Origin of the sequence: Thioclava sp. FR2, assembly GCF_051200875.1 — a bacterium.
Lineage (GTDB): Bacteria > Pseudomonadota > Alphaproteobacteria > Rhodobacterales > Rhodobacteraceae > Pseudotabrizicola.
On record NZ_CP195191.1, the window covers coordinates 3,634,509 to 3,660,005 of the forward strand.

Here is a 25,497-nt window from a genome sequence, read left to right on the forward strand (position 1 = left end):
AAGATATTGATTTTATTGAGTCAAAAAAGCGTTCCCGTCGGGGACGCTTTCTGCCATCAGCCGCGCTGATACATGCCTTCATAGATCGGGACGAGGGTTTCGGTCTCAAAGAGGCTGGAAACGGACGTTCCGTTCCAGATGTTCAGGATCGCCTGGGCGAACATCGGGGCGGTGGGGACGACGCGGATATTTGGCGCGTCTTTCAGCTTGTCGCCCTGGTCGATCGAGTCGGTGATGACCAGCGATTTCATGACCGAATTGCGGACCCGCTCAATCGCCGGGCCGGACAGGACGCCGTGGGTGATATAGGAATGGACCTCGGTCGCGCCGTTCTCGATCAGCACTTCGGCGGCCTTGCACAGCGTGCCGGCGGTGTCGCAAATATCGTCGACAATGATGCATTTCTTGCCGGTCACGTCGCCGATGACCGTCATGCCCGCAACTTCGCCCGCCTTTTCGCGACGCTTGTCGACGATGGCGAGGGGCGCATTGATCCGCTTGGCCAGTTCCCGCGCCCGCGCCACCCCGCCCACGTCGGGCGAGATCACCATCAGGTCGCTCATCTGGCCGCGGAAGTGATGTTCGATATCCAGGGCGAACACTGGCGAGGCATAGAGGTTGTCGACCGGAATATCGAAGAAGCCCTGAATCTGCGCGGCATGCAGGTCCAGCGTCAGGATGCGGTCGACGCCCGCGGTCTCGATCAGGTTCGCCACCAGCTTGGCGGAAATCGGGGTGCGGGCCTTGGCGCGACGGTCTTGGCGCGCATAGCCGAAATAGGGGATTACGGCGGTGATGCGGGCCGCCGAAGATCGGCGCAGGGCGTCGACCATGATCAGAAGTTCCATCAGGTTGTCATTGGCCGGGTTCGAGGTCGGCTGGATGACATACATGTCCTCACCCCGCACATTCTCGAACACCTCGACAAAGATTTCCTGATCGTTGAACCGCTCGACCCGCGCGTCGACCAGTCCAACGGACATGCCGCGATGCACCGACATCCGGCGGGCAATGGACTTGGCAAGCGCAAGGTTTGCGTTGCCGGAAATCAGCTTGGGTTCGGTTATGGCGGGCATGAGGTCTCTCCGGGGGCCTACGGATTCGAAACGTTGACACCGCTTATCACCGGGCTAGGGTCTTGCAAACCTGACCGAAGGGGGAGAGAGGCGAGAAATGCCGCATATTGATTACTTTTTTTCGACGGTTTCCCCGTTCACATATCTTGCCGGGACGCGGTTGGAAGAAATCGCGCAGAAGCACGGGGCAACCATCAGCTACAAGCCGATGGATGTCTTTACGCTCTTTGATCGCACGGGGGGTATTCGACTGCCGAACCGGCACGAAAGCCGCAAGGAATATCGACTGCAAGAGATGCGCCGTCAAAGCCGCAAGGCCGGCTTGAAGCTCAACCTTCAGCCGATGTTCTGGCCCACCAACCCGGCGCCTTCCTCTTATGCCATCATCTCGGCGGCCAAGGCCGGTGGCGGCGATCTGGGCGGTCTGGTTCATGCCTTTACCCGCGCCTGCTGGGCCGAAGAAAAGAACATTGCCGAAGACGACGTGGTAAAGGACATCCTCGCCGCCCATGGGTTTGACCCAAACTTGGCCGATTCCGGCATGTTAACCGCAGCGGATGTCTACGCCAACAATTTGGAAGAGGCAGTCAGCCGAGGTGTCTTTGGCGCGCCGTTCTACATCGTGGGTGAGGAGAAGTTCTGGGGGCAGGATCGGCTGGAAGATCTGGACCTTCACCTTGCCGGAAAGATCTGACGGGTGACGCCCGACCTGTCTGCCATCGCACCGATCCGGCAGTGGGACAGGGGCGGCGAACGCCCTGTTTTGGCGCTCCATTGTTCGCTGGCCCATGCCGGGGCGTGGTCTGCTCTTGCCGCCCTGTTGCAAGGCGTGACGATTACCGCCTTTGATCAGCCCGGACATGGGCGCGCACCGGATTGGGACGGGGTCCAAGAAATCCACGGCCTGACCACCGGTATCGCAATTTCCTTGGCCGAGGCGATAGGCGGCGGGAAGCCGATTGACCTCTTGGGGCATTCCTTCGGCGGAACAGTCGCCCTTCGTATTGCGCTGGAGCGACCGGATCTGGTCAGAAGCCTTGTCTTGGTAGAGCCGGTGATTTTCGCGGCGGCCCGCGCCTCTGGCCATCCTGCGTTTGCGCCGTTTCACGAGGGCCACATGGCCTTTATCCGGCTGTTGAACGAGGGCAAACGCGAAGAGGCCGCCGCGCTTTTCCACGCCTCATGGGGGGGCGGAGAGGCGCTTTCCGAGCTTTCCGAACGACAGCGCCGCTACATCATCGACCGCATCCACCACATCGCCGCACAAAATCCCGTTCTGTTGCAGGACGCAGCAGGACTCTTGGCATTTATGCGGCTTGAAAGCCTAGGCGTGCCGGTGCTGCTGGTAGAAGGTGGGGCCAGTCCACCCATCATTGACGCCATCATGGAAGAACTGGACCGTCGAATTCCGCAAGCCCAGAGACTGGTCGTACCCGGGGCGGGTCATATGGTGCCCATCACCCATGCCAAGGCCGTAGCGCCCACCGTTCAGGCGCATTGGGCTGCGTGCTAAGGCGATTAGAACGCAGCAAGGAACCGATCTACGTCCTCAGCCGTCGTTGACCAAGACGTGACAAGACGCGCAGCTTCTCGGCCAGAAGGGGCAGGGAAACGGTAATAGACAGCGCCTGCGCTCTCCAGCCGTTCATGCGTGCCCTCAGCCCATTCGGGGAACATCATATTGGCCTGAACCGGATGCCACTGCGCCACATGGGAAATCTGAGCCAAGCCTACGGCCAGTCGCGCGGCCATATCATTGGCATGGGCGGCATGTCGCATCCAAGCGCCGTCTTCCAGATAGCCCTCCATCTGTGCAGCCAAGAACCGGTTCTTGGAAAACAGGTGGCCACCGCGTTTACGGCGAAGCTGGAATTCCCAATCCTTTGCCGGGTCAAAGAAAACAACGGCTTCTACGCCCATGCAGCCGTTCTTTGTGCCGCCAAAGCTGACCGCATCAATGCCTGCCTTCCATGTCATCTCGGCGGCTGTTGCACCCGTGGCAGCCAAGGCATTGGCAAAGCGTGCACCATCAAGATGGCAGGACAGGCCGTAATAGCGGGCGCGCGCGGTAAGGGCCTTGATCTCGGTGGGGGTGTAGACAGTTCCAGCCTCGGTCACATTGGTGATCGAAACCGGGCCGCGCTGAACGCCATGCACACCGCCTTGCTGCGTGGTGGCGAGAGCAGCCTCTAGGCTATCAGACGTCATCTTGCCATGATCGCCTTCTACGAGCACCAGTTTGGAACCGTTCGTAAAGAACTCGGGCGCACCGCATTCATCTTCGGCGATATGGGCGTGGCGGTGGCAGAAAATGCCCTGCCAAGGTTGCGAAAGGGTCGCCAGAGCCAAAGAATTGGCCGCCGTTCCGGTTGCCACCAGATGCACAACAGCTTCGGGGGCCTCAAAAATCTCGCGCAGGTGGCGAGTGACGCGGGCCATGATCTCATCGGCGCCATAGCCACGGGCATAGCCATCATTCGCGGCGTTGATTGCGGCCAGAACTTCAGGGCAGGCGCCAGAGGTGTTGTCGGATGCAAAGAACATCAAAGTCCCCCTTCAATCACGTAGTCATCCCAGTCTTCTTCGGGAACGACAGTTTCTGACACTACCCAGCCCATGGCCGATTGCCCGGCCTTGTGTGTGCTGTCTGGGTTGCCCGTTACTAGCGGATGCCAGTCGGGCAGCGGTTCGCCTTTGAAAAGCAGGCGATAGGCGCAGGTCTTGGGCATCCAATAAGCGATGCGCGGCAAGGTCTTGGGCGAAAGTTGCACGCATTCAGGGACATAGTTCAGCCGCGTTTCATAATGGGTGCAGCGGCAGGTGTCGCAATCGAGCAATTTGCAGGCGACGCGGGTGTATTCCACCTCACCCGTATCTTCATATTCCAACTTGTTCAGGCAGCATTTGCCGCAGCCATCACAAAGCGCCTCCCATTCGGTGGCGTTCATCTTTTTCAGGGGAACCGTTTCCCAGAACCGGGGGCGCATCTTTTCCATGCCGGGAACGTGCCGTTTTCGTGGAGAAAAGAAAAGGGGTTACAGCGCCGCCAAAAGGCTGCGAGCCTGCAGGCAATCGGCATCCATCTGGTCAATCAGGGCTGGCAGGCCGGTGAATTTCACCTCGGGGCGAAGGTAATCAACCAGCGCGACCGAGAGGTGCTGGCCGTAAAGATCGCCTTTGAAATCAAAGAGGAAGGTTTCAAGATTTGGTGTGTTTTCCCCGAACATCGGGCGCACGCCAAGGCTTGCTGCGCCGTGGTAGCTGCCCTTTTGCGGCCCGGTCAGGACATCGACCAAAACCGCGTAGACACCGAGTTTTGGCAAATGCAGGCCAGCAACGGACATATTGGCCGTGGGAAAGCCCAATTCGCGACCACGCTTTTCGCCGTGGATCACCTCGCCCTCGATCCGGTGCCAATGGCCCAGCATGGCGGCTGCATCGCGAGGGCGGCCTTCGGACAGGGCGATGCGAATGGCAGTCGAGGAAATCGGCGTGCCAGCCTGGGCGATAAGCTCGGCCACCGTCACCTGAAATCCGTATTCAGCGCCAAGGGCTTGCAGATCCGAAACGGTGCCCTTGCGGCCCCGGCCAAAGCAGAAGTCAGAGCCGACAACGACCCGCGAGACGCCTAAACCTTTGGCCAAGACATCGCGCGCGAATTCTGCGGGGCTAAGCGAGGAAAGCTCTGGTCCGAAGGGAAGCTCGAAGAGGTGATCGACACCAAGCTTGGCCAAGCGATTGGCGCGGGCCTCGGCATTCATCAGGCGAAAGGGCGGGGCTTTGGGGGCAAAGAATTCACGGGGATGGGGTTCAAAGGTAATCACCCCAAGCGGGCCTGTTCCCCGGGCAAGGTCAAGGACAGAGCGGTGGCCCAGATGCACGCCATCAAAGTTGCCCATGGCGCATGAGGTGCCGCGGGCTTCAGGGCTAAGGTCCTGCCATGACTGGTGTAATTGCATTCTACCCCGGGTCTGGGGCGATCGCCCCGTCAGTCGAACTTGCGGCTGGGTGCCAGCACCACGGCCTCACCCTTCAAGACCAGTGTTTTACCGACTGAACAGGTGGTTTCAAGGGTCACCCGACGTTTGCCGTGGTCAATGGCCAAAACCGTGACATCGGCGCGAACCATGTCGCCGGGGCGGACGGGGGCCATGAACTTCAGGGTTTGTCCAAGATAAACAGTACCATGGCCGGGAAGCTGTTCGCCAATGACGGCAGAGATCAGGCCGGCAGTCAGCATTCCATGGGCGATGCGGCCTTCGAAAATCGTGTCTTGGGCATAGGCGTCGTCAAGGTGAACCGGGTTTCGGTCGGTCGAGACTTCGGCGAAAAGCTCGATATCCCGATCCGTGACCACCTTTGTCAGGTGGCGCGACATGCCGATTTCCAGATCTTCGATGCAGATCGTGCCGCGGGGCATATTGTCCAACATCATTGCGATTCCCGTTTGCTGACTGCCAAGACAGTAGCAAATGCTGCATCGCAGCGCAATTCCGTTGCGCAAGTATTTTTCACATATGCGACGAAAGGCGCAATAATGTTACTGCTGCGACGCAGCAATCACCGCAGGTGGCCGATGGTATAGCTGGGCGAAAGCTGCTGATCGGAGAGCCATTTTTCCAGCAAGTCCTTGTTCGGATTGTCAGAATCAGGCCCGAAATGGTCAGTCGCGATCCCGCCCGAGACAAACAGCGTATCCAGCCCCTCGGCCACGCCACCCTGCACGTCGGTGGCGATGCCGTCGCCAACGCAAAGGATCCGCGGGTCGTCCAGTCCCAGACGGCGGCGGGCAAGGTCATAGACGGGCGGGTGTGGCTTTCCGAAGTAGAGCGCGGTGCCGCCCATCTCTTCGTAATCCCGAGCCAAAGCCCCGGCGCACCACAGGCGCTTATCGCCCATATCGACGACGATGTCAGGGTTGGCGCAAAGCATCTTTAGCTCTTTAGTCTTTCCCATCAACAGCTTGGCCCGGTAATCGTCAGGCGTTTCAGTCAGATCGTCCGCAAGGCCAGTGCAGACGATGCCTTCGGCTTCATCCAGCGGAACGCGGGTGATGCCTGCGTCAGCGACCAGATGGGCGATATCGTCCTCAAAATCGGTAAAGAAGGGTTCATCCTTGGGCGCGCCAATGTGGTAGACACGCTGTCCCACGGCGCCGGTCAGCATGGCGTATTGCGCGGCATCGCCCGAAGTGGCCACGTCATCCCATGTGTCGCGGGGCAGGCCCATCTTCTCCAACTGTCTGACAACGCTGGATTTTGGGCGCGGTGCATTGGTCAGAAGGATGACTTTTCCGCCGCCTGCGCGAAAGCCTTGCAGGGCCGCGACCGCCGCCGGAAAGGGCGCCACGCCATTATGCAAACAGCCCCAGAGGTCGCAAAACAAAGCGTCATACTGACCTGCGATTTCAGAAAGCGCGCGAATGATTTGGGTCATAAAAGGGTCTTTCTGGCTGTGTGCAAAGCGTGTGATGGACGTGGTTTTTCCGTGTTGCATCCGTGGTCTCAGGGAAAAACACGGGTTCAAGAGGATGTAGCCTGCGTTCCTGCCTTGGGCAAATGGGAAAGCCCGGATCGGCTCAGGTCAGGTCATCAGCCGCGATCTTACCCAAGCGCAACTGATGCTGAAGCGCATAGGCAATGGAAAGCGCATCGTCCAGGGCGTCATGGGCAAAGAAGGGCGGGTGGTCGATCTGGTAGTAATCGGCAAGGCGCCCGCTGCTGGTTTTCCGCAAATCGTCGGGTGGCATTCCCGCACCCAGAAAGACCTGACGGATGTTTCCGAATTGCGTGGCGGGAAGCATGGGCGCGATGCCGGCTGCATAGCAACTGATCGCAACCATGTTCAACTCGTCTTTCCCCCACGACCAGAGTTTGCCGCCCTTGGCAAAATCCTTGAGCCTTTCGAGAGCCTGAGCAAGCGGAAGGCCGTGGCTGTCGATCTGGTCGTTGGTGATACCCGTGAGTTGGGTGAGGTAGGGGTCAAGGGCGATACGTTTCCCGAACCTGTCGCGTGGTGTGACATAGAGGCGAAGCGTGTCGAGGATCGGATAATCCTGTTCGAGACCGATTTCGGCGACGCCGATCTGAACGAGAATCGGATCGGGGTCTTCCGGGCCGACCCAAAAGCGATGGAGCGAGCCTTCGATGGCCAGAAATTCGCAGTCATAGACAAAGGTGGAGTTCACGGGGCGGGCTTCCGTTCGAAATCTGAGACCCGTTTGGTATCTAGCCGCCAAGGATCAGGCAAGTGGTGGTGCCAAAAGCGACAACTCGGCCTTGGGCATCGGTGATGCGGGCCTCGGCGGTGCCGATCGAGCGGCCAAGGGTGATGACCGAGCCTTCGCAGCGATAGGTTTCCCCAACGACGGGGGCGCGGGTGAGGTTGGTTTTCACCTCGACCGTTGTATAGCCGCGGCCGGCGGGGAGGGCGGAATGGACGGCGCAGCCAAGGGCGCTGTCCAGCACCGTCAATGCCCAACCGCCGTGGACGCCGCCCATCGGGTTGATGAAATTCGCAGGCGGGCTGGATTCCCAGACGGCCCTGCCGCTGGCGACCTCGACAAGACGCATGTTGGCGACGGCGCAGACCGGAGGGGCGGGAAATTCCCCCGCAAGGGCGCGCTGGAAGAACTCCAGCCCCGAGATCGACAACATCTGTTCGGTGGAAATGGTGCCAAGGCTGGACGGGTCGATTGGGGTCATGGCCTTGGTCCTTTGGCTTTGGAAAGGGGCAGCGGCGGGGCCGCTGCCCGCTAGGGATCAGATCTTCAGCGCCGGGATGATCTGCTTTTTGCGGCTCATGATGCCCGGCAGGACGACGGTATCGCCCGAAACGGTGCAACCAAAGCTGGCTTCGGCGATTTGCTTGACCAGATCGTTCGGGACCAGAAGGGTGGCTTCTTCGCGCAGGATGTCGACGACGAAGAGCAGAACCTGATCGGCGCCGTCTTCCTTGGCGACATCGGTCATGGAGTTCATCAGGCTGGCCTTGCGGTCAAGGATCAGCTTGGGCGCGGTGGTTTCAAGGACCGAGACGCGCAGTTCCTTGCCCGCGACGGTGTATTCCTTGGAATCCATGCGCAGAAGTTCGGCATCCGAGAAGGCGCCGACATCGGACTTTGCCTCGAACAGGTCGGAAGCATAGGCGGGGATCGCAATGCCCAGATCGGCGGCCAGCTTTTCGGCGACGGCGCGGTCATGTGCGGTGGTGGTGGGCGAGCGGAATTCCAGCGTGTCAGAGAGGATGCAGGACAGCATCAGGCCCTTGATGCTTTCCGGCATCTTGGCCGCGTCATCGCCCATCAGGTCGTGCATGATGGTGGCGGTGCAGGCCAGCGGACGGATGGTGATGTCGATCGGGCCTTTGGTTTCCAGACCGCCGACCAGCTTGTGGTGGTCGATGATGGCGGTGACATCCAGCGCGTTGACGTTGGCGGGCAGTTCGGCCGGGTTGTTGGTGTCCACGATCACGGCTTTGGTGCCATCGGCGATCTCCGTGACGATGCGCGGCTTGGCGGCATTCCAGCGCCTGATGACGAAAGCGGCCTCGGTGTTCGGTTCGCCCAAGAGGACGGCTTCGGCCGGGGTGCCTTTCACTTCGTTCAGATACCAGGCCCAGATGAGTGGCGAGCCGGTGGAATCGGTGTCGGGGGATTTGTGGCCGAATACGAGCGTGGTCATGGGGGCACCTGTCATTGGGCAAGGAATTCGCCGGGGCTTATAGGGCGCGGCGCAGGTTTTGTCACGGGTGCGGGGGCTGCGACCATTGGCGCGGGCTAGTCATAGAAGGCAGGGGCCTTGCGCAGGTCGGGCCATTGGGCTGGATCGTGGCCATAGATGAACAGCGCGCCGAGCTTATCGGACAGCTTCATCAGGGCCGAGCCGGTAGTATGCGCGGTGATCGGATCGTCGGCATCTGGGTAGCCTTCGTCGGGTTCCGAGGCGCGGTTGATGGCGTCGGCGGCGAGGATGACGGGACCGGTTTCGGGCAGCGTCAGGAGCAGCGACATGTGGCCGGGCGTGTGGCCCGGGGTGGGAAGCAGGGTAATGCCGTCGCAAAGTTGCGTCTGATCATTGATGGTCAGGTTTTCGACCATGGGCCAGTCGACGGGGCGGGCGGTGCCGAAATAGCACGGCTTCGGGTCAGCGCGTTCGATGGCGGTCACGATCAGCGGGCAAGTGATGCGCGACAGCGCGCCGACATGGTCGATATGGCCGTGGGTCAGGATATGGGCGGTGAGGTCCTCGATGCGTGTTCCGGTGCGGGCCAGTTCCGAGGCGATGTCGTGGTGGTCTGTCAGCGCGCCAAAGCGGGGAAGGCCGTCTGCTGCCGCAGCGGCATCGGGGTCGGTCGCGTAGGATGGAGGAAAGCCGCCATCGACAAGAAGTTTCGCCCCCTGATCCGTTTCCAGAAGATAGGCGGGGAGGCCGATGATCCGTTCGCCCCCGCGCACCGAAAAGGTGCCGCAGTCAAGGATTGTCAGCCGTTTCAGACGGTGACCGGAGAGCGCGGGCAAGATCATCGGTCTGGCATCGGCAAGGGGGAAAGGGTCCAGCCGCGCAACTTTAGCAGATTGGCGACGCCTTCGCTGCCAGAGAGGTGCAGCGCACCAAACGCGGCAAGGGTTGGCCCTTGGGCAGCGCTTTCTTCGATGACGGAGATCCATTCGCGGTTTCGCGAGTGCATCATCGCCTCGCCCATCAGGGCAAGTTTGGCTTCAAGTTCTTCGAGAGAGACGCCGGGCGTGCCCATGGATTCATGGCGCATCAATTCCCAGATCACGCGGCTGTCGCCGTTGAAATAGGCATCAGCGAGAGTTGCGGCGAAATCTTCCACCCGGTCCTCCATGCCAAGGCTGTAACGGATCATGTCGACCTGATCCGCCATAGGGAGTTTGTCGAAGATCTTGAACACGGAGTCAAAGGGTTCCAAGGCCCGGATCGGGATCGACTTGTCTTTGGCCCGGTCGATGATCTGGGCGTCTAGCCCGGCCTTGGCCATGACATTGTTCATGTCGCAAGGTGGGGTCGCAAGAAGGAGCGAGACGTACCAAGGCTGGAATTTCGCGGCCATGAAGCCCGGAATGCCGCGCAATTGCATGGCAGAGGAAAGGCTGTCCCAATCTTCGGGCGTCAGCAATTCCGGCAGGGAGGTGTCGGTCAGCACCATGAGGTCGGGATGTTTGGCCAGATGGCCGACCAAGGCGCGCTCTTCTTCGGGGCCGGCTTCGACCAAGACCGTTTTGGCACGGTCGATCAGGGGGGTGATCGCCGCCATCGTGTGGTCATGCCGGGGATCGCCAAGATGATAAGTGCCAATCAGCACGACGCTTTGGCTGCCTTTGCTGGCGGTCCAGAAATTGCCGGTGGCGAAAGGTTCGGCCTCGGCCCGGTCAAAGATTTCCCGCCGCTCGGACTCTGGCATCTGGTCCAGCAGATTCTGCCCGTTGCATTCGGCCATTGCGGGAGAGGCGAGCAGGAAAAGGGCTGTCAGGAACGCGCGCATGAGGTCTCGGCAGGTTGTGTCAGGGGAGAGGGTGACATCGGTGGGGGCGCATTGGAAGGGGCATTACCAGATGAGGGGGGTGGGAAGGTAGTCCCAGAAGACCCATCGGAGGCGTTCGATGGGGGTGTTATAGCCAGACATGGCAGGTGGAGACGCACTGGCCGAAGGGTCAAGCAGATGCAGCATGCCGGAATGACTGGCGATCAGAATGCGGCCGGTGGTCGGGCAGATGTCGACACCGCCCGCAGAAGAACCGAACTGGATTTCCCAAATCACCTCACCGCTGGGCGTGACGCAGGTGGCATAGCTGGAGCCCGCGAGGAGGAAGGCGCCTTTATGGCCCTGCGTCATGGTGGCGGGCAACCATCCCGATGCGTAGACGCGCAGATAGTCATTCAAAATGGTCTGCAGGGGGTCTTTCTGCCATTGGACGGTGCTTTTGCCTTTGACCGCAGCCATGTCGGCGGCAAAAGTGACGCCGTTGTAAAAGTGGCAGGAGTTCAGGGCGATGGCGGCACCGGTGCCGTCAAAGCTGGCGTTGTGCGGATATTCGGACAGGTTGCCGAGGTTTGCGTGCAGCCCTGTTGCGGTGGGATCAGACAAATCAAGGATATAATGGGGACTCATTTGCGTCCCGAGGGCGACATAGCGGCCATCCGGTGACAGGGCGGCGTGGATCATTTTGAAGGAAGGGGAAAAGATTTCCCCGTCATCGATCCAAAAATCCATGTCGTCGATGAGGCCGAGCAGCGTTGATGGATAAAGAAGTTCGGTCTGCCAGCCCTTAGCGGATTTGCGTAAACAGCAGATGCCGCGCAATGCGCAGACCAGCAAGATCGTCTTGCCATCATCCGAGATGGCGATCTGGTTGTAGGCGGCACGGTCGTCCGGCGGGGGGTAGTAGTTCACGCGGTTTGCCGGAAGGTCTGGCGGTACGAAGGCCGTGCCGGGAAGGGCCGGGATCGTGTCGGTTGGCAGCGCGCCATATCGCGGGGCGACAGTCAGGCTGCCATCAGGCAAGACGGATAGGAAGTGCTGCCGGTTGCGCGACCAAGCAAAGGCAGCAAGGGGTGGGGCTTTGTCGATCTGGTCGCCATCAATCAGCCACGTGGTATTCGCTGTCCAGCTTGTGCCTTGCTGCACCAGAAAACGGTTCTTATCCAGTACGGCACAAAAGCTGAGGCCGCGGTGTCCTTCACGCTCCATCTGCGGAATGAAGGGAGCGTGCGCAGGATCGTAAATATCCCGTGCGGTGCCACCTTTGCCCGCCTTGTTCAGGGCGATCACCTCGGCCAGAACGGCCTCCGCGAGGGCTGGACTGCGCGTGTCTTCCGCAAGGTTTGGAGCCTCGGTCTTCCCGGTGTGAAAGGCTGTCAGTTCGGCGGAGTTATGTGCGGCGATCTTGCGCCCGATAGCGTTCCAAGGGGTCAGGTCAGTTCCATTCAAATGCTTTTGCTCCCAATGGACGCACAAATTACCATAACGCCTTTCACGGCTTGATGGTGCCATGCGGCGGAGGAGCAGGCTAGGAGCTTGGCCGTGGCAAAGAAAGAAATTTTTTAAGAGCCTTGGGTGTTGACAGGCGCGGGAGGCTTGCCTAACTCAGGGCTCGTTAGCACTCACCAAGACTGAGTGCTAAGATATTCAACCTGGAACCTAGGGAGTGTTCTCAGATGGCATTCAAACCGCTGCATGACCGTGTGCTGGTTCGCCGCATTCAGAGCGAAGACAAAACCAAGGGCGGCCTGATCATCCCCGACACCGCCAAAGAAAAGCCTGCTGAAGGCGAAATCGTCTCGGTTGGCGAAGGCGCGCGCAAGGATTCGGGCGAGCTGATCGCACCGTCGGTAAAAGCTGGCGACCGCGTTCTGTTCGGCAAGTGGTCGGGCACCGAAGTGACCCTGAACGGCGAAGAACTGCTGATCATGAAGGAAAGCGACATCCTCGGCATCATCGGCTGAGTCGAGCGCTTTTCAATCTGAAACCCCAATATTCGAGGAGTCTGCACAATGGGTGCTAAAGACGTTCGTTTTGATACCGATGCCCGCGACCGCATGCTGCGCGGCGTCAACGTTCTTGCTGACGCAGTGAAAGTCACGCTGGGCCCGAAAGGCCGCAACGTGGTGATCGAAAAGTCCTTCGGCTCTCCGCGCATCACCAAGGACGGTGTGTCGGTTGCCAAGGAAATCGAACTGCAGGACAAGTTCGAGAACATGGGCGCACAGATGGTGAAGGAAGTTGCTTCCCGCACCAATGACGAAGCTGGCGACGGTACCACCACCGCCACCGTTCTGGCCCAAGCCATCATCAAGGAAGGCCTGAAGTCGGTTGCTGCTGGTCTGAACCCGATGGACCTGAAGCGCGGCATCGACCTTGCCACCGCCAAGGTTGTTGAGTCGATCAAAGCCTCGGCTCGTCCGGTCGCTGACTCGGACGAAGTTGCTCAGGTTGGCACCATCTCGGCCAACGGCGAAGCCAAGATCGGCCGTTTCATCGCTGACGCGATGCAGAAGGTTGGCAACGAAGGCGTGATCACCGTCGAAGAAAACAAAGGTCTGGAGACCGAAGTTGAAGTCGTCGAAGGCATGCAGTTCGACCGCGGCTACCTGTCGCCCTACTTCGTCACCAACCCGGACAAGATGATTGCCGATCTGGAAGACGCCTACATCCTGCTGCACGAAAAGAAACTGTCGTCGCTGCAGCCGATGGTTCCGCTGCTGGAATCGGTCATCCAGTCGCAAAAGCCGCTGATCATCGTCGCTGAAGACGTTGAAGGCGAAGCACTGGCGACCCTCGTCGTCAACAAGCTGCGCGGCGGTCTGAAGATTGCTGCTGTCAAGGCTCCGGGCTTCGGCGACCGCCGCAAGGCCATGCTGCAGGATATCGCGATCCTGACCGGTGGTCAGGTCATCTCGGAAGATCTGGGCATGAAGCTGGAAAACGTGACCCTCGACATGCTGGGCCGCGCCAAGAAAGTGTCGATCAACAAGGACAACACGACCATTGTTGACGGTGCTGGCGAGAAGGCCGAGATCGAAGCCCGCGTGGCCCAGATCCGCACCCAGATCGAGGAAACCACCTCGGACTACGACCGTGAAAAGCTGCAAGAGCGTGTGGCCAAGCTGGCTGGCGGCGTTGCCGTTATCCGTGTCGGCGGCATGACCGAAGTGGAAGTGAAAGAGCGTAAGGACCGTGTGGACGACGCTTTGAACGCGACCCGCGCTGCTGTTCAGGAAGGCATCGTTGTCGGCGGTGGCGTGGCACTGGTCCAGGCTGGCAAGTCGCTGGATGGCCTGAAGGGTGCAAACTCGGATCAGGACGCTGGTATCGCCATCGTCAAGCGCGCTCTGGAAGCTCCGTTGCGCCAGATCGCTGAAAACGCTGGCGTCGATGGCGCTGTCGTTGCTGGCAAGGTCCGCGAGTCGTCGGACAAGAACTTTGGCTTCAACGCGCAGACCGAAGAATATGGCGACATGTTCAAGTTCGGCGTGATCGACCCGGCCAAGGTGACCCGTACCGCTCTGGAAGATGCAGCTTCGGTTGCTTCGCTTCTGATCACCACCGAAGCCATGATCGCCGACAAACCGGCGGACAAGGCTGCTGCTGGCGGTATGCCGGGCGGCATGGGCGGCATGGACGGCATGATGTAATCAGCCGTTTCCGTCTGGAAACAGGGGGCGGTCCTTCGGGGCCGCCCTTTTCTTTTTCGGCATCTGAATTGCGGGCGCGCCGTGAAAACGCCATTTTGACCGGCGAAGGTCGGCGCCAAAGAAGGAACGCCTTGAATGTCTCGCCTGCTGATGATCGTGCCCGCCCCTGTGAACCGTTTGGCAGACGGGCGGTTGCGGCTGGACGTCAAGTTTGTCGAAGGCATGCGCTTGCACGCGAAGCTGTGGCCGGGCCCGCTGTCGGTGGTGATGTGGGATCACGGCCAATCCATTCCATTCGGCGCTGAATATGACCGTGATGACTTGGGTTTTGAGGCGCAAATTCTGGACAAGGGAGCGCCGCTGACTGCGGCGCTGCTGTCGCGGTTTGACCGGATCGCAGCTTCGGCCGATATGGTTGAAACCTTGGAATTGGCGGGGCCGGGCAAGCCACCTGTCATCTATGCCATTGAGTATACCATTGGCACGCGGCTGAAGATTGTGGCGCTGGATCGCCAAATGAGCTGGCCGCGGAAGATCTGGTCGATGATCTGGAATATGCGGATGGAAGCGATAAGGCGGCAAGCTTTTCGTCTGGCCGCTGGGTTGGAGGCCAATGGCTATCCGGCCTATGAGGCCTATCGCGGTCTGAATGCGTCGACGATGATGTATCTGGATGGCCGGATGCGGTCGGAGATGATGGCGACGCCTGCCGAAATGGTGGCCAAGTCGCGGCGTGCGGCCTTTGCCGAGCCCTTGCGGATTGTTCATTCGGGGCGTCTGGAACCGATGAAAGGGGCTATGGACCTTATTCCGGTTGCGAGCCGCCTGATGAGTGAAGGCATCGCGTTCAGTCTGGATATCTTTGGCGACGGAAGTCTGAAAGCCGAGATCGCAAAGGCCCTGCCGGAGTTTCAGGGCCGCGTACGGCTGCATGATCCGGTGGATTTCGAGACGGTTCTGGTGCCTTGGATGCGCGCCAATGCGGATCTGTTTCTAAGCTGCCATCGCCAGTCCGACCCGTCATGCACCTATCTGGAAAGCATGGGCTGCGGTGTGCCCGTCATCGGCTATGACAATGCCATGTGGAAGGCGATGCAGGCCGATAGTGGCGCGGGTTGGGTGGTGCCGATGGGGCAGACCGCGCGGATGGCCGAAAAGATTGCAGAACTGTCCGAGCGCCGGGACGAATTGACGCGGATGGCCGAGCGTGGTCTTGAATTTGCCCGCTATCATGATTTCGAGACTGAGTTTAACCGCAGGACGTTGCATCAAGTCGAGCGCCGCTGGAAGGCACGTTCGTAGGGTTGCTTCGGACAGCAGCGTACGCTGCCCTGAGCCTAAGTTAAGAAAGCAGGGTTAGCCCTAATCCTCGCAGGGGAAGTCAATTCTGGCCCGATGACCGAACAGGCCAAGCGAGGATTATCAGTTATGAACAAGGCGATTACCGACGGTTTGGCGTTGATGCCGCCCCCGTTTTCGGCGGGTTTGAATCTATGGTCGCGGGACGACGGGCTTCCGGGGCAGGGGTCTTATGCCGGGCAGGCAAACGCGGCCTTTGTTCCGGCGGATCAGGACTTTGGCGGGGCGCTGGAACTGGTCAAGATCACGGCCCTGCAAAAACTGCGCTGCTTTCAGCAGATCCCGATGATGCCGGGGCTTTACCTGAAAGTGACCGTTCGGGTGAAATGTATCTCTGGGGCCTTTCCGGCCGTGCGGATCGCCGGTTTTGCGGCCTTGTCGAACGGCTCAAACGTTCCGGGCGTGGTGCAAACGGGGCCGAGCGTTCAGTTGGACCAATATGGTGAGGTTGTCGAACTGACGGCGATCATCGGTGCCGGATTGCGCGGCGGCGTGACAATGGCTTGGGGCGCGACCGCCGTTTACGGCCATATCGGGCTGGATCTGACTGGATCGAACGGCGGAGTGGTGCGGATTGATGACATCGAGGTCGAAGATGTCACCGGCATTTACCTGAGAGACATTTTCGACGCCGTGGATGTGCGCGATTTCGGTGCGCGGGGCGATGGTATTACAGACGACACCGCGGCTTTTGACGCGGCCGATGCCGCTGCCGGGGGACGCACCATTACAGTTCCTGCCGGCACCTATCTGATTGCTGGAAATCTTTCGATCGAGAATCCAATCCGGTTTCAGGGGACGATTGTTCAGCCGGACAACATGCGCTTTGTCTTGATGCGCAATTATGATCTGGACAGCTATACCAGCGCTTTCGGGAACGAGTTGAAAGGGTTCAAGAAGGCCCTGCAAGCTTTGTTCTATTTCACCGATCACGTCGCGTTGGATCTGAGTGACCGGCGGGTCGATCTGGTCGAGCCGCTGGATGTTTCGGCCATTTGCGGGCTGACCACCTTTGCACAGCGGCGGTTCCTGACGAATGGGCAGTTGAACGCAGTGCCCGGCCCAGCCTGGGATACGACCGTGGTTACCTCGACCGCAAGCTATAACCCGCAAAGCCCGACACGGCTGTCGAGCGTGACCAATGTGGCGGCAATCCCGATCGGGGCGCGGGTCAGTGGGAATGGTGTTGGCCGCGAAGTCTATGTTCGGGACAGGAATATCGGGGCTGGAACCCTGACCCTCAGTCAACCGCTGTGGGGCGGCGCCGGCACAAGAACGCTGACTTTCGAGCGCTACAAATATCTGCTCGATTTTTCCGGTTTTGCTGACCTGACGCGGTTTGAAGTCGACCGGATGGACCTGAACTGCAACGGGGTGGCGAGTGCGGTGATGTTGCCGCAAGTGGGCCTGACCATCACCTTCACCGACTGTGTTTTTAACCGACCCAAGGATCGGGGGATTTCCTCGATCGGGTCAGGCTGTCAGGGTTTGATCGTCGACGGATGCCAGTTCTGGTCAAACGAACAGCCCGCCTTGGCGCAGGACCGGACGACCATCGCCATCAACATCAACGCCAATGACGCGAAGATCCGCGACAATCGTGCGGTTCGTTTCGCGCATTTCCTTGTGGCGAATGGAGGTGGACACCTGATCCTCGGAAACCACTTCTTCCAGGGCGACAATGCCGCGCAAGGCGTGCGGCGAGCAGGGGTGGTGATCACTCAAACTGCGCCACGCCTGACCTTTAGCGGCAACTACGTCGACAATTGCTGGCTGGAATGGTCGAACGAACATGACGCCGAACCTGCGTTTACCAGCGGGTTCAGCTTTGCGGGGATGTCGGTGGTGGGCAACCATTTCTTTGCCAGCGACATGGCGCCCTATTTCCGGTGGATCGTGATTGCGCCCAAAGGACCGGGCCATTTCTTGTTTGGCGTAAGCATTTCCGACAATACCTTCCGCACCATCAACGGATCGGTGGATCGGGCGGAAGGTGTGGATACGACACACGGCAGCTTGGACTACGGCCGGTTCCGCAATGTGACCTTTGCGACCAACGCCTTCAACGGGGTGAGCCAGATTGCAGTAAGCCCACTGACCATCTTGCATACGCAGAACTCGGTTTCGGATACCTGGACCGTGGACTCGGCCCCCTTCATGCCATTTGCATCCTGGGCCCGAAACACGATGTCCTTGGTCGCAGAAGGAGCCATCCTGAACAGTCAGAGCCAGGCACAATCGGCAATGCCCTATGTTGTCAATGAAACCGGAGCGACGAAAGGGCAGGTTCAGATCAGATGGCCAAGTGCGGTGCGTGGCCGGATGTTGGCGACCATTCGATGCGACAATCCAACCTGATGTCAGGCGGCCCTTCGGGGCCGCTTTTCATTTCAAGAGTTGCTCTGGTGTCAGGCCGAAAGCGCGCCCAAACCCTGCATTCAACAACGCGGCTTCTGGTTCAAGGAGAACCAAGGCGAAGTCGGAGAAGTCGATGTAGAGTTTGGCTTTTGGATGAATCTCAAGCCAATGGGCGCGAAGGTCTGGACGTGCTGCGTCATTCGGCAAGACGAAACGCGCCTTGGCCCGAAGCATAAGGCGGGGATGGGTCAGGGGATCGCCCTTTTCGCCCGGTTCGCCAAACATGAGGGCGCAGGCGGGCTGCGCTTTTAACCCGTCGAAATGAGGCGCGAGGGCTGAGATCAATGTCATCGGCATGCCGTCGGGCGCCAGTCCGAAGGCGATACGGCTGATACCGGGAGTCTGGGTCACTGCGTCGATATAGGCGAGGGAGGCATGGCCGATGTCCAGCAGGGATCGTGCCAAGGCAATGGCTTGGTCATCTGCCGGGGAGACGGGATCAGGGCGTTTCGGCATCGGTGTTATATTCACAACAGTTGACAGCAAGGGGGGCGCGGACGTTTTGTATCGGGACAATGGCTAAGGCCCAGAAATGATCGATACAAGCTCTCCCCCTCCCGAGTTCCTGCCGAAACTGATTACAGTCTTTAAAGAGGGGTATTCTCTTTCCGACTTGCGTGCAGATGTGATGGCGGGGTTGACCGTGGCGATTGTGGCTTTGCCGCTGTCTATGGCCATCGCGATTGCCAGTGGCGTTGGACCGGAGCGCGGGCTTTACACCACGATCATCGGTGGCTTTCTGGTGTCTCTCCTTGGCGGTAGCCGGTTTCAAATCGGTGGGCCGGCCGGGGCTTTTATCGTTCTGGTCTCGGCCTGTGTGATGGCAACAGGCGTGCAGGGACTGATCCTTGCCACCTTCATTTCCGGATTTCTTTTGCTGGCTTTGGGGGGGCTTCGACTTGGCACTTATATCAAGTTCATTCCCTATCCAGTGACGGTCGGGTTTACCGCCGGAATCGCTGTCATCATCTTTACAAGCCAGCTGAAGGAGTTGTTCGGGCTGACCCTGAGCGGCCCGGAACCGGCGGAAATCCTTCACAAGGCAGAGGCTTTGTGGGACGTGCGAGGCACCGTCACATGGCCCGCCTTTGCGATTGCATTGGCCACGATTGCCATGGTGGTCGGGATAAAGCGGCTGCGCCCCGGATTGCCAAACATGCTGATCGCCGTTGCCCTTGCGTCGGTCGCGGTTGCTGTCGGTGGTCTGCAGATCGAAACAATCGGATCACGCTTTGGCGAATTGCCTCGTGTGCCCCCGGTTCCGTCCTTGCCGGATTTCAGTGCCGAAAAGGTCTGGGCGGCTTTGCCCTTTGCCGTAAGTTTTACGCTGCTGGGGGCGATTGAATCGCTTTTGTCGGCTGTCGTGGCGGACGGAATGAGCGGAAGGCAGCATCGCAGCAACGCCGAGCTTGTGGCGCAGGGTGTGGCGAATATCGGATCTGCGCTGTTTGGCGGATTTTGTGTGACAGGAACGATTGCACGCACGGCGACCAATGTTCGCGCCGGCAGTCGTGGCCCGGTGTCGGGCATGTTGCACGCGCTTTTCGTCCTTGCCTTCATGTTGATTGCGGCCCCTTTGGCCGCCTTTATTCCCTTGGCTGCCTTGGCTGGTGTTCTGGCCGTTGTTGCCTGGAACATGGCTGAAAAGGAAGAGTTCTGGGCGCTTGTTAAGTCCTCAAAAGGAGACGCGATGGTGGTCTTGGCCACTTTCCTGTTGGTTGTCTTCCGTGATCTGACAGAAGGGATTGTCGTTGGCTTCGCTTTGGGTGGCTTGGTGTTCATTCGCCGCATGTCGGAAGCCGCACAAGTCGAACCGGGGGATGACGCCATCATTTCGCCGGAAATGGCAGCCGACGAAAACCGGGTGACCTATCGGTTGCGAGGGCCATACTTCTTTGGCGCAGCCGCCCGTTTGGGTTCGGTTTTGGATCGGATTGCCGATCATCCCCGCGCCTTTGTTGTGGATTTCACAGATGTGCCCTTCATTGATTCGTCAGGCGCAAGATCGTTTGAGTTGTTAGCGAATAAAGTAGCGCGCAAGGGTGGATTACTATATCTTGTAGGTGTCAGGCCCGAAGTTCGCCAAAGCCTGATGGCGCAGGGGGCGAACGAGCCCTTGGTTCGGTTTGTCGCAGATCGTGTTGCGGTGGATCGAGCTGAAGCAAAACGTTAGCGCAATCGTGATTCGGGGCAGGACAGTGCGCGATTCGGTGAAAAACTCCCGCGGTTCCGAGAAAGGCAATATGCGACGTTGCGGCATATTGCGCGGCTTGACTGCGAAAAGTTCGAAAGTTGCGTAGCGTTCACCGTTCCGTGAGCTGCAGGCTATTGAAAAAGCTTGTCAAATTTTTGGCATTGACCGGAGAATTGACAAATTGACTACCTGAAAGTCAATAAATTTACAAAAAAAATGAACATCTAAAAGGGGTTACCTTGTGATTGACGGATGTATAGAGTGTGCACAGGTTGGAGCTTCCTGCGTCGCGTGTTGAGGTGGGAGCAGGACATGGGCGCTGGCCCGCCCATTTGAAGGAGGACTTGATGTCGGACCAAGGTGCAGCTCAGGGGACCTATTCCGCCCCGGCAGATTTTATTGCGAACGCGCATATCAAGGCAGCTGATTACGAGGCGATGTATGCGGCTTCGGTTTCCGATCCGGAAACATTCTGGGCTGAGCATGGTCAGCGCATCGACTGGATCAAGCCCTTCACCAAGGTCAAGGACACGACGTTTGAATTCGGCAAAGTGTCGATCAAATGGTTCGAAGACGGCGCGCTGAACGTTTCGGCAAACTGCATCGACCGCCATATGCTGACCCGTGCGAACCAGACCGCAATCATCTGGGAGCCGGATGATCCGAAGACCCCGGCCCAGCACATCACCTATGCACAGCTTCTGGAAAACGTCAGCCGCATGGCGAATGTCCTGAAGTCCTATGGCGTGACCAAGGGTGACCGGGTCGTCCTGTATCTTCCGATGATCCCAGAGGCGACCTATGCAATGTTGGCATGCGCCCGTATCGGCGCGATCCACTCGGTGGTTTTCGCAGGCTTCTCGCCAGATGCTTTGGCCAACCGGATCAATGACTCGGAAGCGAAAGTTCTGATCACGGCCGACTATGCTCCGCGTGGTGGTCGTCAAACCCCGCTTAAGGCAAATGCAGATAAGGCGCTGTTTGATTGCTCTGACAAAGTGAAATGCCTTGTCGTCAAGCACACTGGTGGCCAGACCACCTGGGTTGATGGACGCGACATCGACCTGAAGGCAGAAATGGCCGCTGCAAAGCCCTATTGCCCCTATGTGGAAGTCGGTGCCGAAGATCCGCTGTTCATCCTTTACACTTCGGGTTCCACTGGTCGTCCGAAGGGCGTTGTTCACACCTCTGGCGGCTACCTCGTCTATGCAGCGATGACCCACCAATACACCTTCGATTATCAGGAAGGCGATGTGTACTGGTGTACTGCAGACGTGGGTTGGGTGACTGGCCACAGCTATATCGTCTATGGCCCGTTGGCCAATGGCGGCACCACTGTGATGTTCGAGGGCGTTCCGACCTATCCGGATGCTGGCCGCTTCTGGGAAGTCTGCGCCAAGCACAAGGTCAACCAGTTCTACACCGCGCCGACTGCGATCCGGTCGTTGATGGGCATGGGCACCGAATGGGTTGAAAAGCACGATCTGTCGTCGCTGAAACTCTTGGGCTCGGTGGGTGAGCCGATCAACCCGGAAGCCTGGAACTGGTACAACACCAATGTCGGCAAGGGGCGCTGCCCGATCGTTGACACCTTCTGGCAGACCGAAACCGGTGGTCACCTGATCACTCCGCTGCCGGGCGCAATCCCGCAAAAGCCGGGTTCGGCCACCAAGCCGTTCTTTGGTGTGCAGCCGATCATACTGGACCCGTCGAATGCTGAAGTGCAGACCGAAACCAAGGCCGATGGCGTGCTTTGCATCAAGGATGCTTGGCCGGGCATGATGCGGACCCTCTGGGGCGATCATGAGCGGTTCCAAGAGGCCTATTTTGGCCAGTATCGCGGCTATTACTTCACCGGCGACGGCTGCCGTCGTGATGAAGATGGTTACTACTGGATCACGGGCCGCGTTGACGACGTGATCAACGTCTCTGGTCACCGTATGGGGACTGCCGAAGTCGAAAGCGCCCTTGTGGCACATGAGAAAGTGGCCGAGGCCGCCGTGGTGGGCTACCCGCATGACATCAAGGGGCAGGGCATCTACGCCTACGTCACCCTGATGAACGGCGTCGAGCCGACGCCGGAGTTGCGCAAGGAACTGGAAGCTTGGGTGCGGACCGAGATTGGCCCGATTGCCAAGCCGGACCTTATCCAATGGGCGCCGGGGCTTCCGAAAACCCGTTCGGGCAAGATCATGCGCCGTATTCTGCGCAAGATCGCCGAGAATGACTTTGGCAGCTTGGGCGACACCTCGACCCTTGCCGATCCGTCGGTGGTCGATCAGCTGATCGAAAACCGAATGAACCGGGGCTAATCGGGTGGCTAAAGACATGACGAACCCGACTGTACTTATCCTTCTCGGCCCCCCGGGGGCCGGGAAAGGCACGCAGGCCCGGATGCTGGAAGAGGACTTTGGTCTGGTCCAGCTTTCGACCGGCGATCTGTTGCGCGCTGCCGTCGCTGCAGGCACGGAAGCTGGCAAGAAGGCGAAAGCCGTCATGGAGGCCGGCCAGCTTGTTTCGGATGAAATCGTTCTGGCTATTCTGAAAGACCGGATGGCGCAGCCGGATGTGTCGAAGGGCATCATCCTTGACGGTTTCCCTCGCACGGCAGGCCAGGCTGCGGCTCTGGATGGATTGCTTCAGGCGGCTGGTCAAAAGGTCAATGCCGCCATCAGCCTTGAAGTGGACGACGAGGCCATGGTTGGCCGTGTGTCGGGCCGCTACACCTGCGGATCTTGCGGGGAAGGCTATCACGACGAATTCAAGAAGCCTGCCGTAGCGGGCACTTGTGACAAATGCGGCGGCTCGGATTTCAAACGCCGGGCCGACGACAATGCCGAAACTGTGCGCGAACGGCTGAAAGCCTATCACGCGCAGACGGCGCCGCTGATCGCTTATTACGATGGTAAGGGCGTTCTGGAAAAGATCGACGCGATGGGTGCCATCGCCGATATCCGGACCGGGCTTGGCTCGATCGTCAAGCGCGTAGCGGCATAAGGGGAGGCTTGCGCCCCAAAAGGGGCGCAGGTGTGGAGAGAACACTCAGGGAGTAGCACTCATGGCGGATAAATCTTCGTCCAGCGCCTACTGGGCAGCCAACGTGCGGGTGATCCTTATTTCACTCGCAATTTGGTTCTTCTGCTCGTTCGGCCTTGGCATCATCCTCCGGCCCGCCCTCAAGGGCATTATGGTCGGTGGCGCAGACCTCGGTTTCTGGTTCGCCCAGAACGGCTCGATCTACGTCTTTCTCGTGCTGATCTTTGCTTACGCAGCAAAGATGAACAAGCTCGACAAAGAATACGGCGTCGAAGAATAAGGAACAGGGACAGATGGATCAGTTTACCCTTAACCTGATCGTGGTTGGCATCACCTTTGCCATCTACATCGGGATCGCGGTCTGGGCCCGTGCCGGCTCCACCGCAGAATTCTATGCCGCTGGTCAGGGTGTGAACCCGATCATGAACGGTATGGCAACCGGCGCTGACTGGATGTCGGCGGCTTCGTTCATCTCGATGGCGGGTATCATCGCTCTGGCTCCGGCCGGCGGTTACCAGCAGTCGGCCTTCCTCATGGGCTGGACCGGCGGTTATGTGCTTTTGGCGCTGCTGCTTGCCCCGTACCTGCGGAAGTTCGGCAAGTTCACCGTGCCTGAATTCATCGGCGACCGTTTCTATTCGGGCGGCGCACGTCTTCTGGCCGTTATCTGCCTTATCATCATCTCGGTGACCTACGTTATCGGCCAGATGCGCGGCGTTGGTGTGACCTTCTCGCGCTTCCTCGAAGTGTCGACAGACACCGGCCTCTACATCGGTGCTGCAATCGTGTTCGCCTACGCCGTTCTTGGCGGTATGAAGGGCATCACCTACACGCAGGTTGCTCAGTACATCGTTCTGATCATCGCCTATACCGTTCCGGCGCTGTTCATCTCGCTGAACCTGACCGGCAACATCCTGCCGCAGCTTGGCCTGATCGGCGGCTACGCTCCTTCGGGTGGTGATCTTACGATGCTGGCCAAGCTGGACAGCCTTGTAACCGAACTGGGCTTCACCGCCTATACGGCTGACACCACGAACATGTTCAACATGATCCTGTTCACCATGTCGCTGATGATCGGTACTGCCGGTCTGCCGCACGTGATCATCCGCTTCTTCACCGTTCCGAAGGTCGCCGATGCGCGTTCTTCGGCCGGTTGGGCGCTGGTGTTCATCGCGCTGCTCTACACTGTCGCTCCGGCAGTTGGCGCTATGGCTCGTCTGAACCTGACCACAACCTTCTGGCCCGGTGGTGTGACCGGTGCTGCGACTTCGGCTCCGGCCCTGTCGATCGCTGACATCGACTCGAAGCCCGAACTGTCGTGGATCAACACCTGGAAGGCCACCGGTCTTCTGGCCTATGAAGACAAGAACGGCGACGGCCTGATCCAGTACTTCCGTGAACCGGGTCCGGTTACGGAGGCCAACAAGGCTTTGGCTGATGCCAACAAGGCTTTGGCTGAAGCTGCGGCGGATGCCGATAAGACCGCGCTGCAGGCTGCTGTCACCGATGCGACCGCAGCTCGTGACAAGGCCCTGTCGGAAGCCAAACTTGGCGACAAGACGCTGGCCGAACTCGGCTTCGTCGGTAACGAACTGACCAAGGTCGACAACGACATCATGGTTCTCGCGAACCCTGAAATCGCTGCTCTGCCGGGTTGGGTTATCGCTCTCGTGGCTGCCGGTGGTCTGGCTGCTGCTCTGTCGACCGCTGCTGGCCTTCTGCTGGCAATCTCGTCGGCCGTGTCGCACGACCTGATCAAGGGTTCGATCAATCCGAACATCTCGGAAAAAGGCGAACTGCTGGCTGCTCGTGTGTCGATGGGTGTTGCTATCGCCATCGCAACCTACTTGGGTCTGAACCCGCCCGGCTTCGCCGCGCAGGTTGTGGCTTTGGCCTTCGGTCTGGCTGCTGCGACGATCTTCCCGGCTTTGATGATGGGCATCTTCTCGAAGCGCATCAACAAAGAAGGCGCGATCCTCGGCATGCTCGCTGGTCTGGTCTTCACTGCTGTGTACATCTTCCTCTACCTCGGCTGGTTCTTCATCCCGGGTACGAACGTGTACGCTAACGTTCCGGCCAACTACTTCTTCGGTATCTCGCCGCTGTCGATCGGCACCATCGGTGCTCTGGTCAACTTCGGTGTCGCCTATGTGGTCTCGATGGCCACCAAGGCTCCGCCGCAGGATGTTGTCGAACTGGTGGAATCGATCCGCGTGCCGAAAGGTGCCGGTGCCGCTCAGGCGCACTAAGCGAACAA

General features: G+C 59.3%; 24 protein-coding genes. 11 read left to right on the forward strand and 13 right to left on the reverse strand.

Features of this window, described 5'->3' with window-relative positions:
• Window positions 1-56: 56 nt before the first annotated feature.
• Window positions 57-1,076: a ribose-phosphate pyrophosphokinase gene (locus ACSBLW_RS17590; RefSeq protein WP_435257897.1), complete on the reverse strand. Its 1,020-nt coding sequence runs from the start codon at window positions 1,074-1,076 to the stop codon at window positions 57-59.
• A 97-nt stretch (window positions 1,077-1,173) separates the two neighbouring features.
• Between ACSBLW_RS17590 and ACSBLW_RS17595 the strand changes: the two genes are divergently transcribed.
• Together ACSBLW_RS17595 and ACSBLW_RS17600 are read left to right on the forward strand one after the other, a co-directional pair.
• Window positions 1,174-1,770 carry a 2-hydroxychromene-2-carboxylate isomerase gene (locus tag ACSBLW_RS17595; RefSeq protein WP_435257898.1) on the forward strand — a complete coding sequence of 199 codons (597 nt, stop codon included), beginning with the start codon at window positions 1,174-1,176 and terminating at the stop codon, window positions 1,768-1,770.
• A 3-nt stretch (window positions 1,771-1,773) separates the two neighbouring features.
• On the forward strand, window positions 1,774-2,589 hold the full coding sequence (locus ACSBLW_RS17600; protein WP_435257899.1) for an alpha/beta fold hydrolase: 816 nt from the start codon (window positions 1,774-1,776) through the stop codon (window positions 2,587-2,589).
• Window positions 2,590-2,594: 5 nt separating this feature from the next.
• Here the strand turns inward: ACSBLW_RS17600 and ACSBLW_RS17605 are convergent, their stop codons facing one another.
• From ACSBLW_RS17605 to ACSBLW_RS17655, 11 genes are all read right to left on the reverse strand, one after another.
• Window positions 2,595-3,620 carry a threonine aldolase family protein gene (locus tag ACSBLW_RS17605; protein WP_435257900.1) on the reverse strand — a complete coding sequence of 342 codons (1,026 nt, stop codon included), beginning with the start codon at window positions 3,618-3,620 and terminating at the stop codon, window positions 2,595-2,597.
• Complete coding sequence (locus ACSBLW_RS17610) at window positions 3,620-4,072, reverse strand: YcgN family cysteine cluster protein (RefSeq protein WP_435257901.1); 453 nt, start codon at window positions 4,070-4,072, stop codon at window positions 3,620-3,622. The genes ACSBLW_RS17605 and ACSBLW_RS17610 overlap by 1 nt, the downstream gene beginning before the upstream one ends.
• A gap of 39 nt (window positions 4,073-4,111) precedes the next feature.
• On the reverse strand, window positions 4,112-5,035 hold the full coding sequence (locus ACSBLW_RS17615) for a bifunctional riboflavin kinase/FAD synthetase (RefSeq protein WP_435257902.1): 924 nt from the start codon (window positions 5,033-5,035) through the stop codon (window positions 4,112-4,114).
• Between the two features lie 29 nt (window positions 5,036-5,064).
• The gene (locus ACSBLW_RS17620; RefSeq protein ID WP_435260152.1) at window positions 5,065-5,508 is read right to left on the reverse strand and encodes a MaoC family dehydratase; all 444 of its coding nucleotides are present in this window, start codon (window positions 5,506-5,508) and stop codon (window positions 5,065-5,067) included.
• 128 nt (window positions 5,509-5,636) lie between these two features.
• Window positions 5,637-6,512 carry a TIGR01459 family HAD-type hydrolase gene (locus ACSBLW_RS17625; RefSeq protein ID WP_435257903.1) on the reverse strand — a complete coding sequence of 292 codons (876 nt, stop codon included), beginning with the start codon at window positions 6,510-6,512 and terminating at the stop codon, window positions 5,637-5,639.
• 142 nt (window positions 6,513-6,654) lie between these two features.
• The gene (locus tag ACSBLW_RS17630; RefSeq protein WP_435257904.1) at window positions 6,655-7,263 is read right to left on the reverse strand and encodes an exonuclease; all 609 of its coding nucleotides are present in this window, start codon (window positions 7,261-7,263) and stop codon (window positions 6,655-6,657) included.
• Window positions 7,264-7,303: 40 nt separating this feature from the next.
• Window positions 7,304-7,780, reverse strand: a complete 477-nt coding sequence (locus tag ACSBLW_RS17635) for a PaaI family thioesterase (protein WP_435257905.1) — start codon at window positions 7,778-7,780, stop codon at window positions 7,304-7,306.
• A 57-nt stretch (window positions 7,781-7,837) separates the two neighbouring features.
• Entirely contained in the window at window positions 7,838-8,758 is a 921-nt protein-coding gene (locus ACSBLW_RS17640; protein WP_435257906.1) for a manganese-dependent inorganic pyrophosphatase, read from the reverse strand.
• 95 nt (window positions 8,759-8,853) lie between these two features.
• Window positions 8,854-9,600, reverse strand: a complete 747-nt coding sequence (locus ACSBLW_RS17645) for an MBL fold metallo-hydrolase (RefSeq protein ID WP_435257907.1) — start codon at window positions 9,598-9,600, stop codon at window positions 8,854-8,856.
• Entirely contained in the window at window positions 9,597-10,583 is a 987-nt protein-coding gene (locus ACSBLW_RS17650) for a TraB/GumN family protein (RefSeq protein WP_435257908.1), read from the reverse strand. Before ACSBLW_RS17650 ends, ACSBLW_RS17645 begins: the two co-directional genes overlap by 4 nt.
• A gap of 63 nt (window positions 10,584-10,646) precedes the next feature.
• Window positions 10,647-12,029 carry a WD40 repeat domain-containing protein gene (locus ACSBLW_RS17655; protein WP_435257909.1) on the reverse strand — a complete coding sequence of 461 codons (1,383 nt, stop codon included), beginning with the start codon at window positions 12,027-12,029 and terminating at the stop codon, window positions 10,647-10,649.
• Window positions 12,030-12,256: 227 nt separating this feature from the next.
• On the opposite strand from ACSBLW_RS17655, the gene ACSBLW_RS17660 reads away from it, so the two are divergent.
• The 4 genes from ACSBLW_RS17660 (at window position 12,257) to ACSBLW_RS17675 (ending at window position 17,950) form a co-directional block, all read left to right on the forward strand.
• Complete coding sequence (locus tag ACSBLW_RS17660) at window positions 12,257-12,544, forward strand: co-chaperone GroES (protein WP_435257910.1); 288 nt, start codon at window positions 12,257-12,259, stop codon at window positions 12,542-12,544.
• 48 nt (window positions 12,545-12,592) lie between these two features.
• Window positions 12,593-14,233: a chaperonin GroEL gene (gene groL, locus ACSBLW_RS17665; RefSeq protein WP_435257911.1), complete on the forward strand. Its 1,641-nt coding sequence runs from the start codon at window positions 12,593-12,595 to the stop codon at window positions 14,231-14,233.
• 135 nt (window positions 14,234-14,368) lie between these two features.
• Window positions 14,369-15,535 (forward strand): glycosyltransferase family 4 protein, encoded by a 1,167-nt coding sequence (locus ACSBLW_RS17670; RefSeq protein WP_435257912.1) that lies wholly within the window; start codon window positions 14,369-14,371, stop codon window positions 15,533-15,535.
• A 126-nt stretch (window positions 15,536-15,661) separates the two neighbouring features.
• Complete coding sequence (locus ACSBLW_RS17675) at window positions 15,662-17,950, forward strand: glycosyl hydrolase family 28-related protein (RefSeq protein WP_435257913.1); 2,289 nt, start codon at window positions 15,662-15,664, stop codon at window positions 17,948-17,950.
• Between the two features lie 27 nt (window positions 17,951-17,977).
• Here the strand turns inward: ACSBLW_RS17675 and ACSBLW_RS17680 are convergent, their stop codons facing one another.
• Window positions 17,978-18,466, reverse strand: a complete 489-nt coding sequence (locus ACSBLW_RS17680) for a pyridoxamine 5-phosphate oxidase (protein WP_435257914.1) — start codon at window positions 18,464-18,466, stop codon at window positions 17,978-17,980.
• A 76-nt stretch (window positions 18,467-18,542) separates the two neighbouring features.
• Between ACSBLW_RS17680 and ACSBLW_RS17685 the strand changes: the two genes are divergently transcribed.
• The 5 genes from ACSBLW_RS17685 (at window position 18,543) to ACSBLW_RS17705 (ending at window position 25,489) form a co-directional block, all read left to right on the forward strand.
• The gene (locus ACSBLW_RS17685; protein WP_435257915.1) at window positions 18,543-20,183 is read left to right on the forward strand and encodes a SulP family inorganic anion transporter; all 1,641 of its coding nucleotides are present in this window, start codon (window positions 18,543-18,545) and stop codon (window positions 20,181-20,183) included.
• Window positions 20,184-20,551: 368 nt separating this feature from the next.
• Window positions 20,552-22,516 (forward strand): acetate--CoA ligase, encoded by a 1,965-nt coding sequence (acs, locus tag ACSBLW_RS17690; RefSeq protein ID WP_435257916.1) that lies wholly within the window; start codon window positions 20,552-20,554, stop codon window positions 22,514-22,516.
• Between the two features lie 16 nt (window positions 22,517-22,532).
• A complete protein-coding gene (locus ACSBLW_RS17695) occupies window positions 22,533-23,201 on the forward strand; it encodes an adenylate kinase (RefSeq protein WP_435257917.1) in 669 nt (222 codons plus the stop codon).
• 61 nt (window positions 23,202-23,262) lie between these two features.
• On the forward strand, window positions 23,263-23,520 hold the full coding sequence (locus tag ACSBLW_RS17700) for a DUF4212 domain-containing protein (RefSeq protein WP_435257918.1): 258 nt from the start codon (window positions 23,263-23,265) through the stop codon (window positions 23,518-23,520).
• A 13-nt stretch (window positions 23,521-23,533) separates the two neighbouring features.
• Complete coding sequence (locus tag ACSBLW_RS17705; RefSeq protein WP_435257919.1) at window positions 23,534-25,489, forward strand: sodium:solute symporter family protein; 1,956 nt, start codon at window positions 23,534-23,536, stop codon at window positions 25,487-25,489.
• The last annotated feature ends 8 nt before the right edge of the window (window positions 25,490-25,497 follow it).

Coding starts and splice junctions, on each gene's coding strand:
- ACSBLW_RS17625 (WP_435257903.1), bottom strand. CDS start 6,512: ATGACCCAAATCATTCGCGCGCTTTCTGAAATCGCAGGTCAGTATGAC.
- groL (WP_435257911.1), top strand. CDS start 12,593: ATGGGTGCTAAAGACGTTCGTTTTGATACCGATGCCCGCGACCGCATG.
- ACSBLW_RS17635 (WP_435257905.1), bottom strand. CDS start 7,780: ATGACCCCAATCGACCCGTCCAGCCTTGGCACCATTTCCACCGAACAG.
- ACSBLW_RS17685 (WP_435257915.1), top strand. CDS start 18,543: ATGATCGATACAAGCTCTCCCCCTCCCGAGTTCCTGCCGAAACTGATT.
- ACSBLW_RS17660 (WP_435257910.1), top strand. CDS start 12,257: ATGGCATTCAAACCGCTGCATGACCGTGTGCTGGTTCGCCGCATTCAG.
- ACSBLW_RS17680 (WP_435257914.1), bottom strand. CDS start 18,466: ATGCCGAAACGCCCTGATCCCGTCTCCCCGGCAGATGACCAAGCCATT.
- ACSBLW_RS17610 (WP_435257901.1), bottom strand. CDS start 4,072: ATGGAAAAGATGCGCCCCCGGTTCTGGGAAACGGTTCCCCTGAAAAAG.
- ACSBLW_RS17700 (WP_435257918.1), top strand. CDS start 23,263: ATGGCGGATAAATCTTCGTCCAGCGCCTACTGGGCAGCCAACGTGCGG.
- ACSBLW_RS17705 (WP_435257919.1), top strand. CDS start 23,534: ATGGATCAGTTTACCCTTAACCTGATCGTGGTTGGCATCACCTTTGCC.
- ACSBLW_RS17590 (WP_435257897.1), bottom strand. CDS start 1,076: ATGCCCGCCATAACCGAACCCAAGCTGATTTCCGGCAACGCAAACCTT.
- ACSBLW_RS17640 (WP_435257906.1), bottom strand. CDS start 8,758: ATGACCACGCTCGTATTCGGCCACAAATCCCCCGACACCGATTCCACC.
- ACSBLW_RS17595 (WP_435257898.1), top strand. CDS start 1,174: ATGCCGCATATTGATTACTTTTTTTCGACGGTTTCCCCGTTCACATAT.
- acs (WP_435257916.1), top strand. CDS start 20,552: ATGTCGGACCAAGGTGCAGCTCAGGGGACCTATTCCGCCCCGGCAGAT.
- ACSBLW_RS17675 (WP_435257913.1), top strand. CDS start 15,662: ATGAACAAGGCGATTACCGACGGTTTGGCGTTGATGCCGCCCCCGTTT.
- ACSBLW_RS17615 (WP_435257902.1), bottom strand. CDS start 5,035: ATGCAATTACACCAGTCATGGCAGGACCTTAGCCCTGAAGCCCGCGGC.
- ACSBLW_RS17605 (WP_435257900.1), bottom strand. CDS start 3,620: ATGTTCTTTGCATCCGACAACACCTCTGGCGCCTGCCCTGAAGTTCTG.
- ACSBLW_RS17650 (WP_435257908.1), bottom strand. CDS start 10,583: ATGCGCGCGTTCCTGACAGCCCTTTTCCTGCTCGCCTCTCCCGCAATG.
- ACSBLW_RS17670 (WP_435257912.1), top strand. CDS start 14,369: ATGTCTCGCCTGCTGATGATCGTGCCCGCCCCTGTGAACCGTTTGGCA.
- ACSBLW_RS17620 (WP_435260152.1), bottom strand. CDS start 5,508: ATGTTGGACAATATGCCCCGCGGCACGATCTGCATCGAAGATCTGGAA.
- ACSBLW_RS17695 (WP_435257917.1), top strand. CDS start 22,533: ATGACGAACCCGACTGTACTTATCCTTCTCGGCCCCCCGGGGGCCGGG.
- ACSBLW_RS17645 (WP_435257907.1), bottom strand. CDS start 9,600: ATGATCTTGCCCGCGCTCTCCGGTCACCGTCTGAAACGGCTGACAATC.